Here is a 24,971-nt window from a genome sequence, read left to right as displayed (position 1 = left end):
GGATTTCTCTCCTCTGACTTTTAAGCTACTTGAACTTACGGCTTATAGATTTGATCGAATACGCCGCCGTCGTTAAAGTGCGTCTTCTGCGTCTTGGTCCATCCTCCGAACGGCGCGTCGTCAATGGTAAACAGGTTGACTTTGCTGAACTGGGATTCGAACTTCTTCGCTACCGCTTCCAGGCGCGGACGGTAATAATTTTTGGCGGCAATCGTTTGGCCTTCTTCCGTATACAAGTATTCCAGATAAGCTTGCGCTACTTCACGGGTCCCTTTTTTATCCGCTACTTTATCTACGATAGCAACCGGAGGCTCCGCCAATACACTGATGGATGGAGTGACGATCTCGTATTTATCTTTACCGAACTCGTTAATAGACAAGTAGGCTTCATTCTCCCAAGCGATCAGCACGTCGCCGATTCCGCGCTGTACGAAGGTTGTCGTAGAATCGCGTGCGCCGGAATCGAGAACAGGCACGTTTTTGAACAGCTGCTGAACGAATTCTTTGGCTTTGGCCTCATCCTTGTTGTATTTCTGATACGCATAGCCCCAAGCCGCTACATAGTTCCAACGGGCTCCGCCGGACGTCTTAGGGTTAGGTGTAATGACCTGGACACCCGGCTTGATCAAATCGTCCCAATCCTTGATTCCCTTCGGATTGCCTTTCTTAACGAGGAAGACGATCGTGGAGGTGTACGGCGAGCTGTTGTTCGCCAGCTTCTTCTGCCAGTCCTTCTGAATCAAGCCCGCTTCCTGGATCGCATCGATATCGTAAGCGAGCGCCAATGTTACGACGTCCGCTTCCAATCCGTCGATGACCGACCGGCCTTGTTTGCCGGAGCCGCCATGGGACTGTTTAAAGGTTACGGTTTGACCTGTTTTGTTCTTCCAATAGGTTGCAAACGATTTATTGAAATCCTGGTACAGCTCGCGGGTAGGATCGTAGGAAACGTTCAATAGTTCTACAGGCTTGGCGGCTGCAGCCGATTTGTTGTCGGAAGCGCCTGCAGGCGATGCATTATTCGCTGCGGGTGATGAGGAACCTCCTCCGCATGCGGTAAGACCGAGCAAGGATAAGCTGACAAGACTGACGACGGACCACTTTTTCCAATTCAACACGTTGGATGTAAACATATTTCTTTCTCCCCTCTTCTAACCACCATTAGGTAGAAACCATATGTAATCTGTTGAGCAAGGTCAGGACGATTGCCTAATCCAGAATGCTATCTCCGGTGGTCCGGTCGATTAAACATTTATTCCGATGCGATTACTATGATTTATAGTCAGTATATTAGCATCGCTGGTGATTTGTGTCAATTGATTTTTTCACAGAAAAAAGTCGCGTTAATCGCGACTTTGGGTTGGTTGGGAAACCAATGACTATGAAATGCGGCAGGGGGATCCCGATATGGGACCTTCCTCTGTCCGCATTCGGTTCCTGAACACGGTACTATTCTGGTATCAGGCTGGAGTCTAGTCGTTCCTCTGGGGAACTAGGCTCGGGAGAAAAAGGCCGGTAAATACCGTTTGTGCGCTTCCAGCAAATCGTCCAGCATCAATTTGGCCACTCGCACCGACGGTACAAGCGGATGATGAACGAGCGCCTGCAGCGCCAGCTCGCGGCTGCCTTGAACGGCGGCATCGATCGCCAGCCGCTCATACGTTTTGACGGCGGCAGTCAAGCCTTTGACCGATTCCGGTACTTTCGTTACCGCAACCGGCAGCGGACCGCTTCTTGTCACGACGCAGTTGACTTCAATAACCGAATCCTCGGGCAGGAAATCGAGTGTCGTGCCGTTAACGACGTTTAAGGTTTGTATGTCCCGCTTATCGTTATACAACGATTCCATGAGATTAACCGTCGCTTCCGAATAATACGCGCCGCCGCGCTTTTCCAGCTGCTTCGGCTTTTCCTGCAGATCGGGGCTCTGGTACAGCTCGAATAGCTCCGCTTCCACCTTCTGAACGATTTCCGCACGGGTCCCCCCGTGCGCTTTGGATACGAGCTGCTCATCCAGCATAGCGTCGGTCATGTAAAAATATTTCAAATAATACGACGGAAGCGCTCCCAGCGATACGAGGAAATCCGGATCCCATTCGCTCGGCGGGACGTTGCCGGCTGAATATTCCTCCCTCCGCGCCAGCAGCTCCGGCAGCTTGTCAACGCCTGCGATTTCCACGCGCGTCACCCAGTGCAGATGGTTCAAGCCGACAAACTCTGTGTAAATGTGTTCTGCAGGCGTATTGTATAGATTCATCAGCCATTTGTGCAGCCCGATGGGAGCATTGCATAAGCCAATGCTTTTTACGTTGGAATATTTGTGTATGGCCTCGGTCACCATACCCGCAGGGTTCGTGAAATTCAGCAGCCAGGCGTCAGGGCTCAGCTCCTCGATATCCCGGCACAGCTCCAGAAGGACGGGAATCGTCCGCAGCGCCTTCATCATCCCCCCGGGACCCGTCGTTTCCTGCCCGATGACGCCATACCGGTTCGGAATGTGCTCATCCCATTTGCGAGCCCCCAGCTGCCCTACCCGCATTTGCGTAGTCACGAAATCCGCTTGATCGATGGCCCGCCTGCGATCCAAAGTCATATGGACCTCCATGGGCAAACCCGACTTCCGAACCATCCGTTTGGCCAAATTGCCCACGATGTCGAGCTTGTGCCGTCCTTCCTCGATATCAACGAGCCACAGCTCCTTCACAGGCATTTTCGCAAAGCGGGTAATGATCCCCTCCATGAGCTCTGGCGTATAGGACGAGCCTCCGCCGATTACCGCTACTTTCAATGAGTCTTTCATTGAGCGAACCTCCTACGTTCATGAGTGAACATCATGATAATCCGTCACTTGACTCAACCGTTCGTACACAGACCGGTTGAGAGGCGTTCCTTCCGCCTCCATAGCCATCCACAACGCGCCTACGACCGGCTCAGTACGCAGCTTGAGCAGCGATGCATTGGGAGCCAAACCGCGAACCGCGGCACGGATGCAGTCGGTGATATACGGTCCTTCTCCTTTGGTAACGACGCTTCCGGCAAGCACGATATCGAACGTCTCCTCACGCATGTTCAGCCGTTCAATAACGGCACAAGCCGATTTGCCGAGCTCCTCGCCTTGTCTGCGCAAAATAGCGAGCGAAACCTCGTCGCCTTGGCCCGCCGCTTGAAAAATCAGCTTGGTCACATCGACCGGTACGGACTTCCCGTTATCCAAATAGTCGTTGAACATTTTCAGCACGGAGTCATATCCCAAATACTCAAGCAGCAGCCCGGTTAGCAGCGTCGGGCGTTCCCGGCCGTCCCACGCTCGAATGACCGAGCGAAACGCCTCAACGGCAAGCGTCCATCCGCCGCCGAAGTCGCCGAATTGATAATCGAAGCCGCCGCATTGGTAGTCCTCTCCCTGCCGGTTCCGCCCCGCGCTGTTCGTACCGCTGCCGCAAATCAACACGACGCCGTAAGGCCTCGAAGTGCCTGCCCGCATCGCGATCATCGTATCGCATACGATATCGTATTTTGCAAATCCAAGTTCTCCGATCATGGGACGAAGTATTGAGAAATCGACAGGCCGGTCCGCTCCGGCCAGCCCGAAGCATGCGGATTCGATTCCGCCCGGATCGAGTCCGGCTTGATGGAGCGCGAGCCGGACGGACTCGCCGATATTCGCTCTGGCCTCGTCGTAATTGATTTGATGATTCCCGTTGCCGCTATGCCCTTTGCCAACAATTTCGCCCAGTTCGTTCGTTATCATGGCGTACGTCTTGCTGCCGCCGGCATCTACACCCAAATAATGTTTCATCGCCATCCGCTCCTGAATCGTTCATCTTTTACACTCGTCCCGTAGAGCCCCGGATAATAAGCTCCGGTTCAAGCTGTATGGTAACGCTGCGCTTGCCCGTGCCTTCAATCCATTTGAGCAGCAGGTCCACTCCCTGCGCTCCCATTTTTTCCGCAGGCTGGCGAACCGTCGTCAAGCCCGGCTGAAATTCGGACGTAAACGGATGATTGTCGTATCCGACCAACGATACGTCGCCGGGGATCCGGATGCCTTCGTTCTTGAAGGCATCCATGACGCCGAACGCCATGTAATCATCGGCCGCAAATACCGCCGTCGGGAGCGTTTCCGCCTGAATCCAGCCGCTCGCAATTTGATAGCCCGACGTAATGCTGAAGTCCCCTTGCTCGATGGCGAAAGGAGTCAGTCCGGCTTCCTGCATTGCCTGCAAGAAGCCGCGCTCCCGCTCCACGCTGCTCAGGAAAGGCTCCGGTCCCTTGATATGGGCGATGCGCCGGTGCCCGAGCTCGATCAAATGCTTCGTCGCTTCATAGCCTCCCTTGAAGTTATCGACAAGGACGGATGAGACGGAAGCATGCTTGTGTTGGTTGTCGAGCATGACGAACGGGATTTTCTTTTTCTTCAGCTCCGTAACGTACGGGTCCTCCTCTAACGGGGACAGCACAATGACGCCGTCCACCCGGTCCTCCTGAAACAAGTCGCTGAAGATGGAATCCGCACCGTCCGTCGATACGGAAAGCGCCAGGAAGTACCCTTTTTCCGCCAGTCGGTCGTTTACTTCCTTGACCACCGCATCAAGGAACATATCCTGCAGCGTCGTAATCGACAGACCTATGATGCCTGTTTTCCCCCGGGCCAAGCTCCGGGCGGCCGCATTCGGGCGGTAATCGAGCTCCTTCATTGCGGCGAGCACCTTTTCCCGGTTTTTCTCGCGCACCGAACCTGCATTGTTGATGACTCTCGATACGGTAACGACGGACAAGCCGCTTTTTTTGGCAACATCGTAGATGCTAACTTTCATGAAGTAACAGCTCCTGTTCCAACTTTATTGTTTATTGGTACGCTGAATCAGCTTCGACAGCTTATCCTGGATGCCGGGCAGCACCTCTTCGACTTTCTTTTCCCCGTTCTCCACGGATGCCAATTCGTTAATGAACAGCTCGTTAATTTGCGAGTAGCCGGAAATCAGATGGTTATACGATTCGAAGCCGTATTTGAACGCCCCTTCGTACACTTCCTTGATTTGCTTCGGATCGATGCCCTCGAAGTTCGAATAGTATTTCTCCGCCGCTTTCTGGTTGACCGGAGGGTTGCCGCCGCTCAGCTCGATCGACTTTTCCTGCACCTCGGTCGATATCAAATATTTGATCCATTCATACGCTTCCTTCGGATGCTTGGAATCCTTCAGCACGAACAGCGGATCGACGTAGAGAACGCTGCGGACTTTTTTATTCGGCCCTTGAGGCACAGCCGCTACACCGACCTTGAAGCTGAAATCTTTGGCCGACGCCAGGCTCCACGATCCGACTACTGACATCCCGATCTTGCCGGACAGGAACGGATCGCCGAATTGGCCGGATACCGATTTGGAAAATGCGGGAGTCGGAGAAACCTTCTTATCCCAAATTAGCCCGTAAATCGTCTTGTACGCCTGAACGACCTCCGGTTTGGTCAGGTTGACGGCCGTTGGCTTGCCTCCGTTCGTCCATGTATCCTCCGAGTATACATTGCCATTGAAATATTGCGGCCGCTGATCGCGCTCTCCCCAGCCGAAATCGACGCCGTACTGCGCTTTGCTCAAGTCCTTGGAATCGACGGTCATTTTCGCCGCATAGTCGACCATTTTCTCAAACGTCCAGCTTTTGTCCTCATAGTTTGTCGGCGGATAGGCAAGTCCTGCTTTGTCGAACAAATCTTTGTTGTAAAGCATTACGGTAACATAGCTGTTCAGCGGGATGCCGTACGTTTTGCCGTCGACCTTGTATATATTCATTACATCCTCCGGAATGCTGTAGTCGGAGGCTTTGAAATTGTCGCTCTTCATGATTTCGGTCAAATCGGCCAAAATTCCTTTGTTGTAATACTCCATAAAGCCGCCGTATCCCCAATGCGAGGTGACGTCCGGGGCATTCTTGGCCGCGATAGACGATTGCAGCTTCGAGTCGAACTGCTCATAAGGCGCTTTCGTCACTTTCACCTTGATGTTCGGATGCTTTTTCTCGAAATCCGGAATGAGCTTCTCGACAAACGTCCTGTCGGGCGAGTCTATCGTATAATGAGTAATCGTAACGGTACCGTCCGACTTGGCGTCATTCGCTCCCGAACACGCCGTTAATACTAGAGCCAATCCGATCATCAGACTCAATGCCGCTTTCGCCCGCTTGTTCATTCGTTTCATAATGGCTTCCCCCTAATATTCAGATGGATTCTCATGCAATCCCTAGAGCTACTTAATCCCGGTAGTCACTATCCCCTCTACAAACCGTTTCTGCGCAACGGCAAACAACGCGATGATCGGCAGCACCGACAAGATCGACGCGGCCATTAACAAATTCCATGGAGCAATGCGGAACTTGGACGACAGCATGGCGGCCATGCCTATCGGAAGCGTGAAGTTCTCCTGCGAATCCAAATATAGCACCGGAGCAAGCAAATCGTTCCATGACCAAATGAACGTAAATATCGATACGGTAGCCAATACGGAGCCGGATAAAGGAAGCGTAATGTTCCAATACAAGCGGATCTCCGAGCAGCCGTCCATTCGTCCCGCGTCGAACAATTCGTTAGGCAGGGAGAGGAAAAACTGCCTCAGTAAAAACACCATGTAAGCCGAGCCGAAAAAGGACGGAACAATCAGCGGCAGCAGCGAATCGTGCAGCCCGATTTTATAAAACAAAATAAATTGCGGGATCATGACCGCCGGATAAGGCAGCATCAAGGTGCTCATCAGCAGCATGAAGATGAACCCTTTCATCTTCGCGCTATACCGTGCAAATCCAAATGCGACGAAGCTGGAGCTGAGCACCGTGCCGATAACGGCAAGCAGAGCGACGATAAGGCTGTTCGCGTACTGACGGCCGAACTTGAGGTCGCTGTTCCTAAACAGCTCCGCGAAGTTGTCGAATGCGAACGTTTGCGGAATCCATGTAGGAGGAAACATCAGCATTTCCTTCGGGCTTTTGAGTGAGGTCGATATCATGAACCAAACGGGAGAGAGCATGGCCGCCGTTAATCCCAGCAGTACGACAAAGCAGATAATCCGTACAGGATCCGAGCGGAATGTGCCGGTGCGGCCCGCAGTATGTCTCGTACGTGCAACAGACGATTCGTTCATCGTTCCCGGCCCCCTTCGTAGTAAACGTATCTCTGTGACGTTTTAAATATTAGGAACGTGACGAGCATAACACCGACCAGCAGCAGCCATGCCATGGCGGAGGCGTAGCCGTATCGGAAATTTTTGAAAGCGCTGACGTAAATGTTATATACATAAAACCAGGTCGAGTAGCTTGGACCTCCCTGTGTGATGGTGTAGGCTTGCGTAAATACCTGGAACGACTCAATCACTCCGATAATGAGCTGGAATAAAAATACCGGTGAAATCATCGGCAGCGTAACCCGCCAAAACGAGGTCCAGCGATTGGCACCGTCAAGCTTCGCCGCTTCCAGCAAGCTTACAGGCACGCCCTGCAGTCCAGCCAAGAAGATCAGCATCCCTGCTCCCATGCCCCAGAACGACATGATGATTAGAGCCCATATGGCATAGCTGGCATCCAGCAGCCATAGAATCGGCTCGACGCCGAACAGAGACAAAATATAGTTGAAGAGTCCGGCTTGAGGATTGAACACCCAAAACCATAACAAAGACATGGCGACGCCCGAGATCATGCTCGGAAAATATAACGCAGTACGGAAAAAGCCTTGCAGCGGAATTCTCTGGTTGATCAGAAGAGCAAATGCGAGGGAAAGCAGCAGCGTCAACGGAACGCTGATGAGCGTATACTTCAACGTAACATAAATCGAGTTCCAGAACTGTTCATCGTTCCACAGCTCCGAGTAGTTCCCCAAACCTATAAATTCGGGATCGTGAATGATATCATAGTCCATAAAGCTGTAAGCAAGCGAAGCCGCCACCGGGTACAGTGTAAACACGAGGAAGCCGATAATCCAGGGTGATATGAAGAAATAAAATGTCCTGGCTTCCCTTCTCATGGCCTTGCTTAATTTCAATTCCAACCACCTCCATATCGCTATTAAAAAGTTAAAGCGCTTAAACTTTTGATTTAAAAAAAGAGCTTATACTCTTTGTCTGCAGACGATCTCCAGCAGTAAAGTTAAAGCACTTTAATTTATGTGAAAAGTATATTACAAAAATATCCAACTGACAACAGCGACTTATGTCGAATGGCTTCCACTTTTGTCGAACGAATAAGCCGGATACAGGCAGCGAAACCTAAAGTTTAGGCAAAAAAGCCTCCGGACTCCCCATGGAATCCGAAGGCTCCTTCCCGTCATTGCGGCGACGCCGATTGAGCTGCGCATTCGTCGCAATAGCCGAATATTTCGAAGCGATGATTTACAACCTGAAATCCGTCCGGCAAATTCAGAGCATGCTTCATCGGGCAAAACTCGAACGGGACGGTTTTCTCGCATTGGATACAGATCATATGATGATGATGGTGCGATTGGCAGCGGGCACGGAATTTGACGCCCTCATTCAAATAAAACTGCTCCAGCACCCCCATCTCGCTTAACAAACGAAGATTGCGGTATACCGTGTCAAAGCTGACGCCGGGATACTTTTGCCGCATCGATTCATAGACATCCTTAGGCGACAAATAGCCGTCGGCCTCGGCGAACAACGTAGCCAGGCTTTTACGTTGATCCGTAATTCTCCAGCCCTTGTTGGACATGGCGCGGACCATTTCCTGCACCGTTTCCTGTATAGTATGATCATGCTCGTGTTTTGCCATTTTTTATCCCTCGATTTATCGCATACTTATGATAATAATGCCCCAAATCAGGTATGGAGTCAATCTTTTTGCTCTAATGCAGCCAGTTCGGAAGCGAGGCGCTCCTTGGAAAAATGCTCGCCGATAAACACGGCTACGTTAGGCACCTGCTCCTTCGGCGCAATCTTGACAAAATCCATTTCGCGGTACGCGTATTGGAACAAGAACGGGCTCGCCGTATCGGTAAAGCGCAAGATCCCTTTCGCACGATACACTTCCTGTGGAAGCCGCCCGACCAGAGCCTCGAACTGCTCGCTGTCTATCGGACCGTCAAAATAATGCGTGTACACCATGACATGATCGTGAGAATGGTGGCTGGCCGTATGGTCGTGAGAACGGTGTCCACGATGCTCACCGGCTTCATGATCATGGGAATGGGATGGATCATTACAGCATTCTCCATGCTCGTGATGCGTATGGCCGCATGATGCGCCCGTGCCTGCAGAGGCCGCGCTAACTGCCCCTTGCTGACTCTCCAACTTCTCCAGCAGCGACAAATCCACCTGGCAACGGATGGTGGCGGTCATTGGCGCAACCGCGTTCAGCTCACGGATCGCGTGCTCAATTCTAGGCAGCTGTACCGGGCTGACCAAGTCGATTTTGTTCACAATGAGCTGGGTTGCGCAGCGGATCTGATCCTGCATCAGCCGGAACGTCTTGCCTTTGCCATGCTCCAGATGGCTCAGCAGCTGCGCTGCGTCTACCACGGTAATGACCGATTTCAGCTCCAGCTCCGTCAATAACGAAGCGTCAGTTACTCCCTCAAGAATCTCTATCGGATTGGCTGCGCCCGTGCACTCGACGAAGATGACGTCGGGGTCGTTGTCGCGTATCAAATCGCGCAGCTCCAGCCCCAGATCGCCGCGGATCGTACAGCAGATGCAGCCGCTTAGCATTTCCGTCATCGGAACGTCGTCTTCCACCAGCATACCGTCCAGATTGACATCTCCCAGCTCGTTCATGAGAACAGCCGGCCTTTTGCCCATTTGTTTATAATAATCGATCGCTTGCGACAGCAAGGTCGTTTTCCCGCTGCCCAAAAATCCGGATAAAATATGTACGGGTACCGCTTTGGCCATGGACTTCTCTCTCCTCTAACATCTGACAATTCAACACCTATGTAGAAAATTGTAGTCCTAGCCGCTCCTAATGTCAAATTATAAGTAATAATTACTATTAAACCGGTCGAGCAGACAACAAAAAAAAGCAATTGATCTGCGATGCTGCCGATCAATTGCCCGCAAATACATGGTGTATAAGCCTCGACTATGCATTATTGTGATAGCCGCGGTCCCCGAAGGGCTGAAGCTCATGTATCCACTTCTCCTCCAGCTTGGCCAGCGCCTCCTTCGCGTTGAAATAAGGGCTGTCCTCCATCTTCAACGGCTCCAGCAATTCAAAAGTAAAGCTTTCCTCTCCGTACTGCTTCCATTCCTCCTGCAGCCGTTTGTTCGGGTGCGAGCCGAGATTCAGCATAAACTTTTTGCCGTTGATCGTGTTGATGTTCTTGGTGCTGTCGATGAGTATTTTCTCGTTGCGGGTATTTTTGATCTGATACACTCCCGCTACCGTCTTCTTCTCCATATATTGCTGTACCAATTCTTTTCTGCGATTCACGATACCTTCCCCTTTCGTTGTCTTAATAACAAACGTTTTATAAATACGTCTATAATATATTAGTTATTATCAATCATCATCTATTAAAAGTCAATCGTTATATATGTTTTGTATGCCGAACAAAATCATCATTCACTATCGCAAGCTTTATATTGCTGCACAGGAGCGGTATGATGGAAAGAAACACCTAACCCGCACGATTTTTTCCCGAAAGGCGGTGCAAAGATGAATAGACAATGGCTTGGCCCCTCCATTCAGATCGACCCGTCTTTTCCCTATTATTTAAACCGGTCCGACCAAAGCATTGCCGATGAGCTCTGGCTTGCGGGCTATAGAGTCATCCATTTTTTCGTTACGAATGAAACGAAGGTGAACGGCCGGCTGCTGGACACGCTGCGTTCCACTGGGTTTGGCGTGTGGGCTACCGTACTGGGCAACGGAACCTATACGACCGAGCATTTGTCGGGCGATTGGCCGGACTGGCAAATGACGCTGCTCAAACCGGTTAACGACGGCTACTATCGTCTTAGTCCGTTCAGCTATCGCTATGTCGAATGGAAAAAACACGCGCTGGCCGAGCTGGTACGAAATTATCCGTTCGACGGGCTGGAGGTTGCCGAGCCCTATTTTCCGGAGTGGAACGGGCTGTCTAGCGGCGTGTACGGCGATGTAGGACCTTATGCCCGAGCGGCCTTCAAGCAGCAGTGCGGATCGGATATACCGGATTTCAAGCATTCCTCCTCGCCTCTGTATTATAAGAAAAATCCGATTTTGTACCGTCAGTGGATCGAGTTCAGGGTCACCGCCGTCAACCGGTTTCTTTATGAGCTCATCAACGGAAAAGGCGGCGTAAGAGAAGCAAGGCCCGATATCCGCATTGCCACGTGGTCGCTCGGAGTGGACGCCGGCCCCGATTCGGTTGATAAGGTGCGCGAATACCAAGGTATCGATGCACCGTCGATGATTTCGTTCGTCCGCCCGGACGTTCATTTCATCCAGACGCATTGGCCGGATTGGATGCGCTGGAAGCTTCCTGCCGACTACGCAAGCCGCTATGAGCCTTTTGCCGCCAAAATCCGCGCGCTTCATCCTGCCCTGCCGCTAGGCCTGCAAACCGACATCGGGTCGCTGAAGCCCATGCGCCGATCGAGAGGCTGGCTGGAGCAATTCGCAAATACATCGGATAAGCTTGGATATGCCACCTGGACGGCCTATGAATATCACCTTGGCAAGTATATGTACGACGAAAAACCGCGTCCCATGAACGCGGTAAGGAAAAGCCGGGAAGCCGTGCTGATTCAGTTTCAGAAGAGGATCGATACGGCTTCCGGCAGCGATGTCACGAATTATGAGATTCTATGCGACAGCAAGCCCGTTCCAAGCACTCATCCGGAATCGGCCGAAACCGACGGAAGCAATGTCCTGCTGCGAAGCCGTCATTTTCCGGATCGTCCATTCCAGATATCCATCACGGGAGTATCGGATACGCCGCAGCTGTGGCTGTTTCCCCAGAAGCGCGGCAATGAAGTGCCGGCTCCGTGTATTGTCCGAGTGGATGATTGACTGTTCGGAAGCAGCCAAATAGGATGGCAGCAGCCAGACTGTTAATCCTTGAATGCGGGAAGTAGACCTCACCCTTATAAATGAGAAACCCTCTACCGAGGCCTTTCAAAGATGAGCGACCGCGTTCAGAGGTAGGTTTTATCGCCAAATAGAATTTTTCGTCCGATGATCTCGAAATCTTATAAATTCTATTGTGGTAACAAAAAGGAGCAGCTTGAGTACTCAAGCTGCTCCTCTTTTTGCAGTTCTGTCCAATAACAAGACTTGATTCATGTTCATGCCTTACATGTTGCTACTCTACTTTGTTCCGTTTGCGGTATTATTGCTCATCTGATTTACAGCACTAAACAGAGCTTTTACAGATGAGGTCATGATATCCACATCAATGCCGCAACCCCAGTATACGATGCCGTTCGGAGCCGTGATACCGATATAAGAGACAGCTTGTGATTTAGAGCCTGTTTCCAGAGCATGCTCCTTATAGAACAAATCGGAATAATCTATACCAAGATGGGTTTGGAGTGCATTGCTGATTGCATCCAGTCTCCCGTTTCCTGTGCCCGCAAGCTCCTTGACTTCATTGCCGGAACGTATTGTGACGATGGTTTGAAAATCTTCATTGTCCGTAAAGCGATACTTGACAAACTCGATTGGAGTATTTAAATTCACATATTCTTTCAAGAAAATATCGTAAATTTCTTCCGGCATCAGTTCCTTTTGCTGCTGATCCGACACGTTCTTAACGCAGTATCCGAAGCTTTCACGCATTTTCGCCGGGAGATCAAGACCGTACTTTTGCTGTAGAATGTACCCAATCCCGCCTTTGCCGGACTGGCTGTTAATGCGGATAATATCGCCTTCATACTCTCTGCCGATATCCTTCGGGTCAATCAGCAGATAAGGGACCGACCAATTTCTAGGCTTCTGCTCGTCGCGCCATTTCATTCCTTTAGCAATCGCATCCTGATGCGAACCGGAGAATGCGGTGAATACCAGCTCGCCGCCGTAAGGATGTCTTTCGCTTACTCTCATTTTGGTCAGTCGCTCATAAACGGAGATGATTGCAGGGATGTTATTAAAATTCAGCTGCGGGTCTACTCCGTGCGAATACATATTAAGAGCCAACGTGACAATGTCCACGTTCCCCGTTCTTTCTCCATTTCCGAACAAGGTGCCTTCGACGCGTTGAGCTCCGGCCAGTACCCCCAGCTCCGCATCCGCCACGCCTGTTCCCCTGTCGTTATGCGGATGGAGTGACAATATAACATGTTCACGGAAATTCATGTGCTCGCTCATAAACTCGATCTGGCTGGCGTAGACGTGAGGCATCGACATGGATACCGTCGCAGGAAGATTAATGATGACTGGGTTTTCCGCCGTCGGTTGCCATACATCGAGTACGCTATTACAGATGTCTAGCGCAAAATCAATCTCCGTACCTGTGAAGCTTTCCGGCGAATACTGGAACTGAAAATTACCCTCGGTTTCCTCCGCACACTGCTTTAACAGCATCGCGCCGCTCACAGCGATTTCAATAATTTCTTCTTTGGATTTGCGGAATACCTGTTCCCGCTGTGCTACGGAAGTCGAGTTGTACAAATGGACTACGGCTTTTTTCGCGCCTTTCAGCGATTCAAAGGTTTTACGGATAATATGTTCTCTCGATTGGGTAAGCACTTGGATTGTTACATCATCAGGAATCAATTCCTGCTCAATCAATGTGCGTAAAAAGGTAAATTCCGTCTCCGACGCCGCTGGAAATCCGACTTCAATCTCCTTGAACCCGATATCTACAAGCAATTTGAAATATTCCAGCTTTTCCTCCAAATTCATCGGAACGATTAATGCCTGATTTCCGTCACGAAGGTCGACGCTGCACCAAATAGGCGCCTCCGTAATATATTCCTTCCGGGTCCACTTCAAGCTTGTTTCCGGCGGCGTAAAATATCCTCTTGCGTACTTTTCAACATTTTTCATGGTCATCTTTCCTCTCATCAATTTCTGCGCTGCTTTGCCGAAAATCGGACGGAACTAAAAAAAGCCCTTCATCTCCATAAACAGAGACGAAAGACTTTGATATCTTACGCGGTACCACTCCGAATTCACGCCCTATAGGCATGCACTCTACGGACACGGGTTATCAAACCGAGTAACCTCGTATCCTCCTGATGATAACGGTCAGGCTCCGGCTCCACCTACTTTACTGGTTCAGCGAGCAACTCCAAGGTGAGTTCCGATTTTCTCCGCGGCTGTTTCACACCGACCAACAGCTCTCTGTTCGCTTAAAAAACCGTACTATTCCTTCTCAATGTATTTATAAATATTAGATTTAATGTTAAATCACTTATTCTCCGGTGTCAAGTATTGTTTGAATATTCTACGTATCTAGCGAAGATGAGCGACCGCGTTCAGCGGTAGTTTTTATCGCCAAATAGAATTTAGATTCCGATGACATCGGAATCTAAAAGTTCTATTGTGGTAAAAAATCCGCTCCTTGGACACAATGGTAGAAGAGCCTGGATAAATGGACCAACAGGAGTGAAACTACCATGAACGCAGCATCCACATGGAACGAAGAACGAGCCAACGCCTTGAGCCATGGACTTGGAGCCATTCTCAGCGCCGCCGGGCTCATCCTATTGCTCATGCAGTCCGTGAAGACCGGAAGCTTGCTGCACGCATGCGGAAGCATAGCTTTCGGCGGCTCCCTCGTCGTACTGTACGTCTGCTCGACGCTGCTGCACAGCAGCTCGGACGAGAAGTCCATGATCCGCTACGAGATGCTGGACCATGCCGCCATTTATATCCTTATCGCAGGGACGTATACACCTTTCCTGCTTCTTCTGCGCAACCAGACATTAGGGCTAACAATGCTTGGCATCGTATGGCTGCTGGCTGTGGTCGGAGTGTCCATGAAGCTTGCTTTTCCAGGACGGTTCATGACCTTCTCCATCGGTCAATATTTGGCGATGGCCTGGCTGGTCGTCCTAATAATCCGGCCGCTGCAGCTGGTGCTGCCCCATAAAGGGATGTTCTGGCTTCTACTGGGAGTATTGCTGTACAGTATCGGGAGCATCTTTTACTTCTGGAGAACGGTCCGATATCACCATACGGTATGGCATCTGTTCGTCGTAGCAGGCAGCGTATGCCACTTTATTTGTGTCTATGGGTACGTACTCCCGCTTCTCGCTTAGCAGCGTATTCCGCTATTTAACCGACAAGAAAAAGACCGGCTGCACTTCGGGTAGAACCCGTGAAAGCCGGTCTTTTGAATATCAAGAAACGCTGCTGCCTCGAATGCAGCGTGTTTGGATTATTTTCTTCTTCTCGTATTTTTCTTGAATTGGTAATAAAGGAAGCAGCCGACGCAGTATCCGCAAAGCGCTGCCAGTGCGGCGACAGCTACCATCCCTGCAGCAACATATCCGCCGATGGACTCCGGACTCCAGAGGAACCATAGCGTCGAGACCGTAAGCAGCAGGACGGCTATGGAATTATTGAACCGCTGCAGCTCCCGCGATTCGGTAGGTGCGCCGGCTATTCGCGACTTCAGCATTGGAGCGGCCGCTGCGATGAACGCATTGCCGCGAGCCCCGCGCCACAATCCGACGACCTGAATCGCCCACAGCACTACGATCCATGCCGGCTGTTGAAGCACGATTCCCAATAGAACGAACAAGACGATACCTGCCTGATTCGCCCGCACGTAAGGCACCGGTATTTCCGGCATCTCACACACCCTCTTCCCCATTATGTCAATACGAAGAGGCTTACAGAGCCTCCACCGGGTATATAATCAGCTCTGCCTCAACCCGAGCTTCCCGGTGCTTGGGTCCAGCAGCACCAGACGTCCTTCTACGGGCATGCCGCTGTCGTCCGTCAAGCTCATCCAAGCCGTGCTTCCTTTCTCGATAAGGAAGCGTACGGCCGTTTCGGACAGCGAGGCGCCATAGCTGTCCTTCCATATGACAAAGCCGCAGCCGGCTTTGTATTCGGTGCAGCCGTAGCCGCGCTTGCCCATGATGATGCGCCCGCCGCATCCCGGGCGCGGACACGCGGCTATGCCCGGCCTAGCCGCCGCGGCGGCGGTAGCGCCGCCAGCATCGCCCGCGGCTCGCGGCGCACGGGCTTGCAGCGCGGCCCCGCTGCCGGCAGGCGCGGGCTGCGCTGCCGCAGCTACGCTCGCCGCCGTGCTGCGCCGCGTACGCGTGCTGCTGCCCGCCGGAGCAGGCGCCTCCGCGTCGGCGCTGCGCTTGGCGCGCGTGCGCTTCCCGGCAGGGGCCGCTGCGGCTTCGCCCGTGGCGGCAGCGCCGCGCTTGCGTGTCCGCTTGGCTGCGCCTGCGGACGGGGCGTCGCCTTCGAAGGCTTGCTTCGCTGCCTTCGACTGCACGCGAACCTTATCGATAATAAGGTTCGTGAACTTCTTCACGTTGGCCATGAACGCCTCGTCCGAGGCCAACCCGCGGGCGATCTCATTGAGACGGCGTTCCCAATGGCCGGTCATTTCGGGCGACGTCAGCAGATCGACGCCCGCGCCGCGGATCAGCTCGACCGCAGTGCGGCCTTTCTGGGCGATGACGATCTTCTTCCCCTGCATGACGATGTAGCCTACCTGCTTCAACCGCTCGATTACCGATGCTCGCGTCGCTGGTGTGCCGAGGCCTGAATCCTTCATCGCTTCCCGCAGCTCTTCATCCTCGACCTGCTTGCCCGCCCCTTCCATCGCTTTCAGGAGCGTTCCTTCCGTATAAGATTTCGGCGGCTGCGTCTCCTTTTCCTTAGCGGCAATTTTGGCGCACCGGACAGGGACGTTCGCTTCCAAGGTGAATGGAGTGCTGATTTCCTCCTCCTGTTCCTCCTCATCGGACTTGTCCGATTTCCCGCGCGATTTCGGCTTTTCTTTTTTCTGGTCCGCGTAAATGACTTTCCAGCCCTCGGACAACAGCTGCTTGATCGTGCTCCTGAACAGCTCCTGCTCCACTTCGGTCAGTATCGTATGCACCTTATATTCCGCCGGAGGGTAAAAATGGGACAAAAACCGCCGCACAATCAAATCGTAAATATGCTGCTCATCTGCCGATAAGCTGCTCGCTTTTTTGTGTGTCGGCAGGATGGCGTGATGGTCTTCCACTTTGGCCGGGTTACATACCGCTTTGTTGTTTTTGTGTACACGGCTTTTATCTGCATTCTCTACCAGCGTGCTATAAGCCGGGTTACTGCGGAGCTGATCCAGGGAACGGTGCATCTCCGCGATATTTTGCTCCGTCACATAGTTCGAATTCGTCCTTGGGTAGCTGATGACCTTGTGCTTCTCGTACAAGGCCTGGGCCAGGTCTAACGTTTTTTTGGCGGAAAAGCCGTACTTGGCGTTAGCTTCGCGTTGAAGCAGAGTCAGATCGTACAGCCTGAACGGATACTCCTTCGTATCCTTCACGTCGTAGCTGTTGATTCGGCCCTGTTTGCCCTTCAGCTTGGTAACCAGAGCATTCGCTTTGTCCGGATCGGTGATCCGCTCTCCCTGCCACATGCCTTTATATTCCGTCTCACCTTGCTTGAACTGAGCTTCCACATCGTAATACTTGCTGATCTGGAACGCTTCGATCTCCTTTTGCCGGTCATACAATATGGCTAGCACGGGGGTTTGTACACGGCCGACGGACAGCAGTTCATTATGCTTCGTCGTAAATGCGCGCGATCCGTTCATCCCGATCAGCCAATCCGCCTCGCTTCGCGCTCTGGCCGCTTTCGTCAAGTTGTCGTAATCCTTGCCGTCCTTCAGCTCTGCAAAGCCTCTTCGAATCGTCTCCGGCGTCAAGTCCGAAATCCACAGCCGCTTCACGGGATGACGCAGCTTCAAATGGCGTTGAATCAATGAGAAAATATGCTGCCCTTCCCGCCCCGCATCGCACGCGTTAACGAGGTTATCGCTTCGCTTGGCAAGATCCGCAATGACCTTTAACTGATCCTTGGTCTTGTAGTTAGGGACCAGCTTGAAGTTGTCCGGAATAATCGGCAGGTCATTAAAGTTCCATTTCTTATATTTATCGTCGTAAGCATCCGGCTCGGCCAACCCGATTAGATGTCCGATAGCCCACGTAATAATGTACTGCTCGCCTTCGATATAGGTGCGGTGATTTTTCGCTTTCGGATCGATCGCAGCCGCGATATTTCTTCCCATATCAGGCTTTTCGGCAATAATAAGCGTCTTCAAATGCAATTAGCTCCTCAATCATTAAAGAAGTTATTCCTTCATCGTAACGAAAAACAGCATCTTTGTAAACTACCATAGCTGCCTTCAGACATCGTTTTTCATAGTATGTAAGCGAAAAAAAACGGCTCCCGAATGAATCTGATCGGAGCCGTCCGCCTGAGTACAGATTGATTTATTTGGAATTGGAAACCGGCATATCCATGAACATCTTGGTGCCTTCGCCCTCTACGCTCTCTATGCGAAGACCGTACTTCTCACCGAATACCATTTGGATTCTCCGGTGAACGTTCATGATTCCGATTCCGCTTGTAATTTTTTCATTTTTGTCCATTTCGTCGGTCAGCCGGTACGTGGACAGCTTTTCATTTAATTCCGCCAGCTTGCTCTCGGGTATGCCGACACCATTGTCCTCTACGCTCACCCAAAATATATCGTCCTCAACGCCTGCGTCGATACGTATATAATGATGATCTTCCACGCCGTCCGGAAACGCGTGCTGGAATACGTTTTCCACCAGCGGCTGGAGCGTCAGCCGAACCATTTTATGAAGCAAATATTTCGGCGGGACCGCTGCCTCGATCTCGAACTCATGGTCGATCCGGTGGCGCAAAATAATCATATACGTCAGCACATGCTTCAACTCATTCGCTACCGTAATTTCCTCCAGATTCGTTTGCACCGAATAACGCAGCATGTAAGCCATCGATTTTACGATTTCCGATATCTCATCGGAATCCTTCAGCGCAGCATAGCAGGCTATCGTTTCCAGCGTATTGTACAAGAAATGCGGATTGATCTGCATTTGAAGCGATTGGAATTCGGCCTTTTGGCGCTCCAGCTGCGTTTCCCTGTTCTGCAGCTCGGCTTCGTACACCTGCTTGACCAGTTCCGACAATCGCTTGACCATCAGATTATAACTGAATGTCAGCTCGTCAATCTCATCCTTCGGCTCGGGGTGGCTCACCGGAATCGTCATCCAGTTCCCCTTCTCGGTTTGCCTCATTCCGTTCTTCAGGACACGGATCGGACGGGCAATCGACATGCCGAACCGCTGCGACAGCCAAATTGCCGCAACCAAGGTGATCAAACCGACGATAATCGTCGTCGTACGGATGCTGGCAATCGGTTTTTTCAATTCGTCGAGCGGCATCGAAACGACAAGCGTCCAGCCTGAATAAGCGGACTTGCGGCTGACGAACATACGCTTCTCGTTTCCTTCCCGCTTCTCGAACATTTGCGCATCGGATTTATTGATCTGCGACATCATATCCGCTTCCAGAACCGATCCTATTCGTTCCCATTGCGGATGGTACACGATCTCTCCCGATTCGTCGATTATGAAAAAGTAGCCGTCCTCACCTAAATCAATACCGCCCCACAGCGTGGACAGCTCCTTGGACTGTACTTCAAACGCCAGGACTCCATTGAAATTCGGTGATGCCAACCCTCTGATTTTTCGCGCCAAAGTAATGTAGCTGTTCTTCCGTTCCGTTTGAATGCTTGAGATGAGCGGACTTAGCTGACCGTTGTCCTTCGTTCGCTCTTTCAGAAAGGCCAGCCTGTCTGTAATTTCCGGTGGGCTCAACGTTTGATCGGGTCCGCTGCCGTTAAAACCGAAAATCGCATTTTCGTTATTGCTGATAATATAAATACTGGCCACTTCCGGATTCCGGATAAATATCGGCTTCATTCCGTAGTCCCGGATCGACGAATAGAAGCTGTAATATTCATAGCCTTCAATGCGCGGCATATCGACGAACTGCTTCACGTCCTGATTGGATAACAGCGACGACATGGAGCGCTCATAGTTTTGCAAGTACAAATCCGTCTGGTACATGGCATTATTGACAATCTGCGACATATGGCGGCTGCTCTGCCTATCCAGTTCCTCGGAGGAGCGTGTATACGTAAAGACGCCTACCGATGTCAACGACAGCACAATGACGACCAGGAAGTACGTAACCAGTTTGCGAGACAAATTTCCTTTCATTATTTAATCCCCAGTATGTTCCGATATTCGGACGGCGAATAGCCGGTCATTTTCTTGAACATTTTCGTAAAATGCGGGTAGTCCTCGTAGCCGACCTCTGCCGCAATGTCGCTCATCTTCAAATGAGGCACCGCCATTAATTTTTGCGCCAGCTCGATCCGTCTCTTAATGCGGTACTGCACGAACGTTTCGTTCGTCATTTTTTTGAACAGCGAGCTGAAATAGGTCGGAGTAAGTCCCACCATTTCGGCTACTTCCTCCAGCGTAATTTCTTCGGACAGATGGTTGTCGATATACGCTTTGGCCTCTTTCATCGGATCCTTGTAATTGCCGCTCCGCTTCATCATCAGCTCGGAGATCAGCTGCTGCAGCTGCTTGTCGAATGCCTGGAACGCCTCCTCACGGGTCATCATCCGGTCGTCGAACTTATCGGGAACGATTGCCATGGACTTTCGCTCCAGCCGTTTTACAAGCAGGTTGATGCATTCCTCAAGCAGCTCTTTGAGCTGAGCCGCATTCATATCCGACGACAGACAATATTTCTTCCATTCTTCCGTCAGCTGACTCACTTCATCCAGCTTGAGCAGCCAGATGGCCTGTTCCACCTTCTCGATCCATTCCTCGTACTTCGTTAAGGAAATAACGCCCTTCGGCTTGGCTTTTATCAAGGAATTCAGAACGTCGGCGACATCGGCTTTCGTCACGGGCTTTAATAAGTAGTGCTTCACTCCATATGACATGCACTTTTGAGCATACTCAAAATCCGAATAACCGGATATGACGACGACGGGAATATGGTCGTATCGTTCATGGAGCTGCTTGCAGAGCTCTACCCCGTCCATTTTCGGCATCCGAATGTCGGTAAAAATGATGTCGGGCATGTTCTCCTCGATCATTTCCAAAGCCTGAACACCGTTGGACGCCGTATGAATTTGAGATGACGGCAAGGGGTATTGTTCTGCCATTCGTGCCAATCCTTTGCGAATGATTGGTTCGTCATCTACGATAAGCAATTGCATGCTGTTATCCCCCTTTGGATGAAAAAACGGGAAAAGCATCTGCCCTGAACAGTCAAGGCAGATGCTCGATTCATTATTGTTTTTGGTTAGTAAACGTTACGAGACCGTCTTTGTTATTATATCTTTCTGTTGCTTCTTTGATAATCTCGTTACCGCCTTTTGCTTTGTACTCCTCAATAACCTTCGGCCAGTCGGAGATAGGCTCTTTACCATAGATCATTTTGACCATATGGTCAACGATCAGTTTAGGACCTACGTCGCCAAGCGGAGTCAAGTCAGGATATTTGGAGAATGCTTTCAGGTCAGGAGCGTAGCCGAAGCCGCCCAAGCCTTCGGTGGACAAGATAGTGTCAAATGCTTTCAAAGTATCTTGACCGTCTTGGTTCAATTGCAGGTGCAGCTTGTTGTACGTTGCGTCTTGACCTACCCACAGCGTACCTGCGCGCCAGCCTTCTTCTCCACTCTCATCTTTGTTTGTAGGAACTTTGTAGTTGATTTTGCCGTTATCTACCGTGTAGTTCTCGCCTTCAACGCCAAGGCTGAAGAATTTAGCCGCTTCGTCCGTTGTCATCCAGTCGAAGAATTTCAGGATGCCTGCCAATTTCGTTTGGTCTACGCTTTTGTTGATATAGAACGCACGAACCATTGGGGAGTACAAGAAGTATCCGCCTTTGCCTTCAGGCCCTTTAGGAGATGCGATAACGTCCACTTTTGCACTAGGATCTACAGCTTTAATGTTCGTTCTGAAGTTAGGCAAGCCGCCGCCAACGTTGGCTGACCACATACCGGATTTACCCGCGTTGATGTTCTTGCTGTAGTCCGTCGAAGAGATGGTAGCGAAATCTTTAGGGATCAAGCCTTCATCATACATCGTTTTGTAAGCTTGGAGCGCTTTTTGCATATTCTCTACATCGAAGAACTTAGGAACGATTTGGTCGCCTTGTTTCTCGAACTGGTCTTTATAAGGAAGCACGTCGTACGCACCCAGGATGACATCGGCATACTTGAAGTTTTCACGCATTTGATATGGATTTTCTACACCCAGCTTTTTAAATGCGCGCATTACGTTGATGAAATCATCAACGGTTTTCGGAACCGGAAGACCCGTTTTCTCCAGCAGGTCTGTACGAATGAACGTACCGCGGCGGGACGGGTTCGTCAAGTAATCCGGAATACCGTAAATTTTGCCTTTGTAGGAAACGGCATCCCATGCGGACTTAGGAACTTTCTTCAACAGGTTCGGAGCATATTGCTTCAGTGCTTCGTCCAGCGGCTGGAATACGCCTGCTTCGACGGATCCTGCCATGTCTTTACCTGTCGGAGTGTCAAGGCTTCCCAGAACGTCCGGAATGTCGTTACCGGCGAACAGAACGCTCATTTTCTCCCTTTGAACCAATCTAACATCCAATTCGGTATTGGTCAATTTATTTAACCGTTGAACCCACTTTTCATTTTTCAGATCCGGCTGCTTTTGACCGTATCCGTCGCCTGTTGTTGTAGGAAACGAAATGGAAAATTTCGTAGGACCGGTTGCTGCTGCTTGTCCGCCAGCTTTGTCGCCTTCCTTGGTTCCGCTGCCGCCTGCACAGCCTGCAAGAGAGCCAACAGCCAGTACGGATGCCATTACTACGCCTATTGTCTTTTTCATGTTACCCCTTCTCCCTTAATAATCTGTGTAATTTGTTTGGTTGCGTTTACATTGTTATCATAACCTAACCGCAAGCTTAGCAGAATTGTTAAACTTACGGAAGGTTGTGTTTATTTATGATTTTATCGAGCCTACTAGCATCCCTTTAATAAAATGCTTTTGCAGGAACGGATACACCAACATAATCGGGATTGTTGCAATAACGATAACAGCCATCTTCATGCCTTCCGGCGACAAGTTCACAATGGAATCCAACGCGGAATCCTGCCCGCCGAACTGGTCGGTAATGATCATTTCGCGAAGACGGACTTGCAGCGGAATCAACGCACGGTTGTTGATATAGTAAATTGCGGCGGAATACGTATTCCAGTTACTAACGGCGTACATAATACCCATGGTAGCCATAGCCGGTTTGGACAATGGAAGCACGATTCGCCATACCATGCCAACCTCGCTGCAGCCGTCAATACGGGCCGAATCGAACAGCTCGTTAGGAAGGTTCATGAAGAACGAGCGCATAACGAACAAGTTATAGGCGCTGATCGCAGTCGGAATCATCAATACCCACAAGGTGTTCAAAAGCTGTAATTGTTTGAGAACCAAATAGTTAGGAATCAGCGGAGCATGGAAGATTAGGGTAACCAAAACCATGATCAAAATCACTTTGCGTCCCAAATATTCTTGTCTGGATAGCGGATAAGCCAAGGACGCGGTAGCGATCAGGTTAATTAGCGTACCTCCGACCGTAATAATAATACTGTTACGGAACGCTGTCCAGATGGAAGCGTCGCTCAAGATACTCGCATAGTTGGCTGTTGTAAAATTGACGGGCCAGAAGAACACCTCGCCTTTATTGATGGCAACGCTGTTACTGAACGATTGAGCGATTACGTGCAGCAGCGGCAGCACCATGGTCAATCCTAACACCGTCAAAAATATAATATTGATTACATTAAATGTTTTGTAGCTTTTCGTCATGATCATATCGTTTCACCTCCATGTTGCTCTAATGTATTAGTAGAGACCTTCTCCAGTTGCTTTTTTACTGAAAGTATTACCTATCATAATAAGTGCCAAGCCGACAAGTGATTTGAACAAGCCGATCGCTGTCGTATAACTGTACTGTCGGTCCACCAAGCCCGCTCTATACACATAGGTGTCGAGTATTTCCCCGTTCTCGCTGTTCAGCGGGTTCAAGAAAATGTATACGCGTTCGAAGCCGAAGTCCAGGAAGTTACCCATATGAAGCAGCAGCAAGATCGTGATGGTAGGCATGATGGTTGGAATGGTAATCGAGAACGTCTGGCGAAGACGATTCGCACCGTCGATTTGAGCCGCCTCGTACAAATCCGGGTTAATGCCGGCAACGGCTGCCAAGTAAATAATCGTTCCCCAGCCGCTGTCCTTCCAAATGCCGGAGGAGATCAGAATCGTACGAATGTACGAATTTTCACCCAGGAAGTAGATCGGTTCAATACCGAACATACCAAGGATATGATTGACGAAGCCGCTGCTCGGAGAAAGCAATCCGGCTACAATCCCGCCTACGATAACCCAGGACAGGAAGTGCGGCATATAAATGACCGTTTGCACAATTCTTTTATATACTTGAATGCGCACCTCGTTCAGAAGAAGCGCCAGAATGATCGGAACCGGAAAAGCAAATACCAGATCGTATAAACCGATTAGCAACGTGTTCTTAAGTATAATTACAAATTCATCGTACTCGAACATCCGTTTAAAATGATCGAGACCAACCCATTCGCTTCCCGTTACCCCTTTAAAAATGTTGTAGTCTTGAAAGGCAATTACGGAACCGAGCAGCGGTACGTATTTAAACACCAAAAAATAGATAATGCCCGGAATGGAAATCAGATATAATGCAGCGTATTTTCTAATGAAGGCTCTCTTCGCTTTTTTCGAGCCGAATTGAACTTGCACGCTATCTGCAGCTTGAATCTTGCTTGCCATTCTACACCCCTCCTCTAGTCATGATTAATTTTGTACTTTGATTTTACTTGTCGAACCATGTATCCAACAATGGACTGGCTTGTAGTCAGTTGTGTTTTTTTACGTTTTGCTTTTGGTTGCATTTCCCAGAGCAAGTATGATATAGTA

General features: G+C 50.5%; 20 protein-coding genes and 1 other annotated feature. Of the genes, 2 read left to right on the top strand and 18 right to left on the bottom strand.

Annotated features, from left to right (window positions below):
• Positions 1-35 precede the first annotated feature (35 nt).
• The 10 genes from ACFQ88_RS02055 to ACFQ88_RS02010 form a co-directional block, all read right to left on the bottom strand.
• The gene (locus tag ACFQ88_RS02055) at positions 36-1,133 is read right to left on the bottom strand and encodes a sulfate ABC transporter substrate-binding protein (RefSeq protein WP_239634772.1); all 1,098 of its coding nucleotides are present in this window, start codon (positions 1,131-1,133) and stop codon (positions 36-38) included.
• A gap of 359 nt (positions 1,134-1,492) precedes the next feature.
• Positions 1,493-2,800, bottom strand: coding sequence for a 6-phospho-beta-glucosidase (locus ACFQ88_RS02050; RefSeq protein ID WP_379451470.1), 1,308 nt, complete (start codon positions 2,798-2,800; stop codon positions 1,493-1,495).
• A gap of 18 nt (positions 2,801-2,818) precedes the next feature.
• The gene (locus ACFQ88_RS02045; protein WP_379451469.1) at positions 2,819-3,799 is read right to left on the bottom strand and encodes an N-acetylglucosamine kinase; all 981 of its coding nucleotides are present in this window, start codon (positions 3,797-3,799) and stop codon (positions 2,819-2,821) included.
• Positions 3,800-3,827: 28 nt separating this feature from the next.
• On the bottom strand, positions 3,828-4,817 hold the full coding sequence (locus ACFQ88_RS02040; protein WP_379451468.1) for a LacI family DNA-binding transcriptional regulator: 990 nt from the start codon (positions 4,815-4,817) through the stop codon (positions 3,828-3,830).
• A gap of 24 nt (positions 4,818-4,841) precedes the next feature.
• Positions 4,842-6,194, bottom strand: coding sequence for an ABC transporter substrate-binding protein (locus ACFQ88_RS02035; RefSeq protein WP_379451467.1), 1,353 nt, complete (start codon positions 6,192-6,194; stop codon positions 4,842-4,844).
• A gap of 48 nt (positions 6,195-6,242) precedes the next feature.
• Positions 6,243-7,130 carry a carbohydrate ABC transporter permease gene (locus tag ACFQ88_RS02030; protein WP_379451466.1) on the bottom strand — a complete coding sequence of 296 codons (888 nt, stop codon included), beginning with the start codon at positions 7,128-7,130 and terminating at the stop codon, positions 6,243-6,245.
• Entirely contained in the window at positions 7,127-8,023 is an 897-nt protein-coding gene (locus ACFQ88_RS02025; RefSeq protein WP_379451465.1) for a carbohydrate ABC transporter permease, read from the bottom strand. The genes ACFQ88_RS02030 and ACFQ88_RS02025 overlap by 4 nt, the downstream gene beginning before the upstream one ends.
• A gap of 281 nt (positions 8,024-8,304) precedes the next feature.
• Complete coding sequence (locus ACFQ88_RS02020; RefSeq protein ID WP_239634765.1) at positions 8,305-8,766, bottom strand: Fur family transcriptional regulator; 462 nt, start codon at positions 8,764-8,766, stop codon at positions 8,305-8,307.
• A 59-nt stretch (positions 8,767-8,825) separates the two neighbouring features.
• A complete protein-coding gene (locus tag ACFQ88_RS02015; RefSeq protein WP_379451464.1) occupies positions 8,826-9,884 on the bottom strand; it encodes a CobW family GTP-binding protein in 1,059 nt (352 codons plus the stop codon).
• Between the two features lie 187 nt (positions 9,885-10,071).
• Complete coding sequence (locus ACFQ88_RS02010) at positions 10,072-10,422, bottom strand: GIY-YIG nuclease family protein (protein WP_379451463.1); 351 nt, start codon at positions 10,420-10,422, stop codon at positions 10,072-10,074.
• Positions 10,423-10,647: 225 nt separating this feature from the next.
• On the opposite strand from ACFQ88_RS02010, the gene ACFQ88_RS02005 reads away from it, so the two are divergent.
• On the top strand, positions 10,648-11,985 hold the full coding sequence (locus ACFQ88_RS02005) for an N-acyl-D-glucosamine 2-epimerase (RefSeq protein ID WP_379451462.1): 1,338 nt from the start codon (positions 10,648-10,650) through the stop codon (positions 11,983-11,985).
• Between the two features lie 297 nt (positions 11,986-12,282).
• Here ACFQ88_RS02005 and leuA read toward each other — a convergent pair whose 3' ends face one another.
• Positions 12,283-13,962: a 2-isopropylmalate synthase gene (gene leuA, locus ACFQ88_RS02000; protein WP_379451461.1), complete on the bottom strand. Its 1,680-nt coding sequence runs from the start codon at positions 13,960-13,962 to the stop codon at positions 12,283-12,285.
• Between the two features lie 79 nt (positions 13,963-14,041).
• Positions 14,042-14,303: a binding site (T-box leader), on the bottom strand.
• A 231-nt stretch (positions 14,304-14,534) separates the two neighbouring features.
• Between leuA and trhA the strand changes: the two genes are divergently transcribed.
• A complete protein-coding gene (trhA, locus tag ACFQ88_RS01995; protein ID WP_379451460.1) occupies positions 14,535-15,179 on the top strand; it encodes a PAQR family membrane homeostasis protein TrhA in 645 nt (214 codons plus the stop codon).
• Positions 15,180-15,298: 119 nt separating this feature from the next.
• Here trhA and ACFQ88_RS01990 read toward each other — a convergent pair whose 3' ends face one another.
• The 7 genes from ACFQ88_RS01990 to ACFQ88_RS01960 all read right to left on the bottom strand — a co-directional run bounded on the left by ACFQ88_RS01990 (position 15,299) and on the right by ACFQ88_RS01960 (position 24,824).
• Positions 15,299-15,715, bottom strand: a complete 417-nt coding sequence (locus ACFQ88_RS01990) for a DUF4395 domain-containing protein (protein ID WP_379451459.1) — start codon at positions 15,713-15,715, stop codon at positions 15,299-15,301.
• A gap of 66 nt (positions 15,716-15,781) precedes the next feature.
• A complete protein-coding gene (locus ACFQ88_RS01985) occupies positions 15,782-18,196 on the bottom strand; it encodes a DNA topoisomerase 3 (RefSeq protein ID WP_379451458.1) in 2,415 nt (804 codons plus the stop codon).
• Between the two features lie 172 nt (positions 18,197-18,368).
• Positions 18,369-20,186: a cache domain-containing sensor histidine kinase gene (locus ACFQ88_RS01980; RefSeq protein WP_239634754.1), complete on the bottom strand. Its 1,818-nt coding sequence runs from the start codon at positions 20,184-20,186 to the stop codon at positions 18,369-18,371.
• Entirely contained in the window at positions 20,186-21,205 is a 1,020-nt protein-coding gene (locus tag ACFQ88_RS01975) for a response regulator transcription factor (RefSeq protein ID WP_239634752.1), read from the bottom strand. Before ACFQ88_RS01975 ends, ACFQ88_RS01980 begins: the two co-directional genes overlap by 1 nt.
• Positions 21,206-21,278: 73 nt before the next feature.
• The gene (locus tag ACFQ88_RS01970; RefSeq protein ID WP_379451457.1) at positions 21,279-22,853 is read right to left on the bottom strand and encodes a type 2 periplasmic-binding domain-containing protein; all 1,575 of its coding nucleotides are present in this window, start codon (positions 22,851-22,853) and stop codon (positions 21,279-21,281) included.
• Positions 22,854-22,967: 114 nt separating this feature from the next.
• Positions 22,968-23,837, bottom strand: a complete 870-nt coding sequence (locus ACFQ88_RS01965) for a carbohydrate ABC transporter permease (protein ID WP_239634749.1) — start codon at positions 23,835-23,837, stop codon at positions 22,968-22,970.
• A 30-nt stretch (positions 23,838-23,867) separates the two neighbouring features.
• Positions 23,868-24,824, bottom strand: coding sequence for an ABC transporter permease (locus ACFQ88_RS01960; RefSeq protein WP_379451456.1), 957 nt, complete (start codon positions 24,822-24,824; stop codon positions 23,868-23,870).
• Positions 24,825-24,971 lie beyond the last annotated feature (147 nt).

The organism is Paenibacillus sp. NPDC056579 (assembly GCF_042793215.1).
GTDB lineage: Bacteria > Bacillota > Bacilli > Paenibacillales > NBRC-103111 > Paenibacillus_S.
This window is presented reverse-complemented; position numbering and strand designations above follow the sequence as displayed.